Consider the following 2,802-nt stretch of genomic DNA (forward strand, 5'->3'; position numbering starts at 1 on the left):
GTATTGCTAAGGTTAACGACGGTTAGATTCACCTCTTACACAGCACCTGAATTAAAGCACACGTAATCCCTAACTCTTCTTTACCACCTAATAGCCCTTCAGGATCAAATACTTTGAATGCAAGACCTAATACTGTCGCAATAGGTGCGAGAGTGATGTAACGCTTGTCCCAAGTAATCTCTAAACCTAGAACTTCTTCACCATTGTGCATACCTTTAGTTACGATACCTTGATCTGGAATACCACCGGCATCAGAACCTGCTTCAGGGCTCGTAAGTGCAAAACATGGAATATCAGTACCATTAGCTAAACGAGGTAAGTAATGCGCGCGCTGCTCTTCAGTACCGTAGTGCATTAATAACTCGCCCGGACCTAATGAATTAGGCACCATAACAGTAACCGCTACAGCTGAAGATTTAGTCGCTATTGTACCTACGATGGTTGAATTAGCATAAGGGCTAAACTCTCGGCCACCGTAAGATTTTGGAATGATCAAAGAGAAGAATCGTTCTTTCTTCAAGAAATCTAAAATATGTTCAGGAAGATGCTTACTGTTTTGAATAACAGAATCATCAATCATAGCCATTAACTCTTTCACTGGACCATCAATGAAAGCTTGTTCTCTGCCGAAAGTGTTGAGGTGCTGTGTAAGAGGTGAATCTAACCGTCGTTAACCTTAGCAATACGTAACTGAACGAAGTAGATGAGAACATAACGTATTGCTGAAGGTTAAATGGACTTTGGTAACTTCCTGCGTCAGCACCTGCATGGTTCCCAAAGCCGCAGCGGTTTATTTAGAGGAGGAAATTCCGTCTACAGAAAAAGAAGTGGTCTTTTTGAAGCAGTCGAAGCATCTTATCTGCCACGGAGATGATAAAGACGAACTGTTTGACAGAGTGCTCGAGTTCATCGGCAGCGCTCAGCAGGAGGGGGTAACTTGAATAACCGAACAGACGGATCACCCTTTTATTATGGATGGGTGATCGTTTTTATTGCCGGTCTGAGTGTGTTTTTCTCCGGGCCCGGGCAGACGTATTCCATTTCTATTTTCATTGATTATTACATAGATGATTTTGATTATACCCGCTCGCTTGTCTCTGGCATTTATTCCGGTGCTACGCTTGCGGCCGGATTCCTATTGTTTATGATGGGGCGGCTGATTGACCGTTTCGGACAGCGGGCGATGATGGTCGCCGTCGGAATGTGCCTCGCCCTTGCGCTGTTCTGGAATGCCTTTTTAGCGGGGCCTGTCATGATGTTCATCGGTTTTTTCCTGATCCGCCTCTTTGGACAGGGGTCGATGACATTGATCCCGAATACCCTTGTTCCGCAGTGGTTCATCCGGAAAAGGGGGCGGGCGCTCAGTGTGATGGCCATCGGGGGTTTCGCAAGCTCTGCACTACTGCCGCCATTGAACACGTGGCTGATTGAAGCGTTCGGCTGGCGAATGACCTGGGGAATCTGGGGGACCGCTCTGCTGGTGATATTCGTGCCGCTTGCTTTTTACCTCGTGAGAAACCGTCCGGAAGATATAGGGGAAGTGCCTGATGGGGGCCGTAAACCGGCAGACGGGCACGAGATCAAGAATCTGAATGCCGAAGTGAATGAAAAAAGCTGGACATTAAAAGAAGCAATGGCTGCGAGAGCTTTCTGGTTCATTTTGTTTTGTGTGACGGTTCCTGCTCTCGTCAACACAGCGATCACGTTCCATATGGTTTCCATTATGGAACTGCGCAGCCTTGACGCTGGAGTAGCAGCAATGGTGTTGACGCTTATGGCCGTTGTCGGGTTTCCGGTCACTTTTATTAGTGGCTGGCTTGTCGACCGCTTCCAAGTGCATTACATATTGGCTGTTACATTTTTCGGCCATATCTGTACGCTGCTGCTTCTTCTTGTGACGGATTCCTGGGGCTGCCGCTGTCGGTTTTGGCTGTTTATGGGGAGTGGTGAATGGATTTGAGCGGATTGTATTGAACATCGTATGGCCGAATTATTTCGGGCGTGCCCACCTCGGGAGCATTAAGGGGCTTGCCCAGACGGTGATGGTTGTTGGATCTGCTCTCGGGCCGCTTCCTTTCGGTATTTTTTATGACTGGCTCGGGGGCTATCAGGAAATCATCGTGCTTACCGTTTTGTTTCCAGTCACCGCGACAGTTCTGGCACTGCTTTCCCCGCAGCCTGATTATGAAACCTATCATGGATAAACAAACTCCTTAGGCTAAGGCCTAAGGAGTTTGTTGGCTGTAGAAAAAGCCTGTGTTAACCAGTTAGAGTTGTCCATTTGTCGTGGGAAGGGCCACTTTCCGCTTATCGGTGGATGAATGCCGCGGGCATGCAGGCATCACCACCGAACGCTCCTCATGCCGACGTTAGAATATAAAGGAGAGAAATTGTGCACGAAGCAGATTCAAAAGAACGGCACGGGCTGCGCTGGTGCGCACTTGCGTGGAAAAGAAAAAGGAAAAGAACAGGCGCTGATAACGGCTGGCTGCCGGAATATGAACAAGCCTCTCCTCCATCCAGCAAGGATGAGCGGGGTGAAGGAGAGTCTTTGTCGATGTTAAGGAATTCCCAATCAGCGGTGCCCCTTCCACTCCTGCGGAGTAACGAGTGGTCCGAGGTCGCCGAGCGTGGGTTCTGCGAGGAAGCTCGGGCGCTCGTCCGCGGAAAGGGAAGGGGATTTCGCTCCTGGCGGTAAGAAAGAAAAAAGCTTGTAGAGAAACAGAGTTTTCAGCTTTTAAATCTTTGAAAAAGGCAATGGCGAGGCCGCCTTCCCCCGGCATAGGTGGCAATCAAAGGACC

At 48.8% G+C, this 2,802-nt stretch carries 3 protein-coding genes and 1 pseudogene; 3 read left to right on the top strand and 1 reads right to left on the bottom strand.

All coding sequences use genetic code 11. The annotated features are described in order from the left end of the window. Positions 1–49 precede the first annotated feature (49 nt). Positions 50–622, bottom strand: a pseudogene (locus ACXAC4_RS20925) (acyl-CoA dehydrogenase family protein); the annotation flags it as partial. Positions 623–719: 97 nt separating this feature from the next. On the opposite strand from ACXAC4_RS20925, the gene ACXAC4_RS20930 reads away from it, so the two are divergent. From ACXAC4_RS20930 to ACXAC4_RS20940, 3 genes are read left to right on the top strand one after another with little or no spacing between them, the layout of a single operon-like run. Beyond that, positions 720–941 (top strand): hypothetical protein, encoded by a 222-nt coding sequence (locus tag ACXAC4_RS20930; protein WP_475165110.1) that lies wholly within the window; start codon positions 720–722, stop codon positions 939–941. After that, entirely contained in the window at positions 938–1,960 is a 1,023-nt protein-coding gene (locus tag ACXAC4_RS20935) for an MFS transporter (RefSeq protein WP_475165112.1), read from the top strand. The genes ACXAC4_RS20930 and ACXAC4_RS20935 overlap by 4 nt, the downstream gene beginning before the upstream one ends. Next, positions 1,947–2,204: a hypothetical protein gene (locus ACXAC4_RS20940; protein ID WP_475165113.1), complete on the top strand. Its 258-nt coding sequence runs from the start codon at positions 1,947–1,949 to the stop codon at positions 2,202–2,204. Before ACXAC4_RS20935 ends, ACXAC4_RS20940 begins: the two co-directional genes overlap by 14 nt. Positions 2,205–2,802 lie beyond the last annotated feature (598 nt).

The organism is Pseudoalteromonas sp. AWM4_233, assembly GCF_056158285.1.